Below are 475 nucleotides of genomic sequence, written 5' to 3' on the forward strand. Positions count from 1 at the left end.
TTGAAAAAGATCCTAAACCTCGCAGTATTTATATAGTCGAAGAAAACGGTACATCAACTATTGAATTCTATGATCCTGTGACAGATTTAGATAAGGAGATGTATTCAGTTGATAAAATTGTCGATTTCGATCCTACAAAAATATTTGACACAATAGAGAGAGAAAAGGAAAATTTCTTAAATAAAGAAATTGTTGAGGTTATGAACAACAATAGAGAAATATTTACAGTGACTATAAAAGATACAGATGACTTTCTAAAGTATGTAGTAAAGAAAGCTATTAATGATAAGAAAATAAATTTAAAGAATTACCGTCATAAGTTCGATAGTCCTTACGACTTAAACAACTTGAAAAGTGGGCTACAGAAAGATACTAAAATGACTGTGACTAACTTCAAAACATGGTGTGAAGTTTTAGGATTAAAATGGTATATGAAAGTTGAAGATGATGGTACTGATAAACTAAGTCCATTAAC

At 29.5% G+C, this 475-nt stretch carries 1 protein-coding gene; it reads left to right on the top strand.

Annotation, left to right across the window (positions count from 1 at the left end):
* Positions 1-475, top strand: a 475-nt coding sequence (locus ETC00_RS19715; RefSeq protein ID WP_171567736.1) for a hypothetical protein, incomplete at both ends; no start/stop codon positions are given.

Source organism: Brevibacillus sp. MCWH, assembly GCF_013096935.1.
GTDB lineage: Bacteria > Bacillota > Bacilli > Brevibacillales > Brevibacillaceae > Brevibacillus > Brevibacillus aydinogluensis.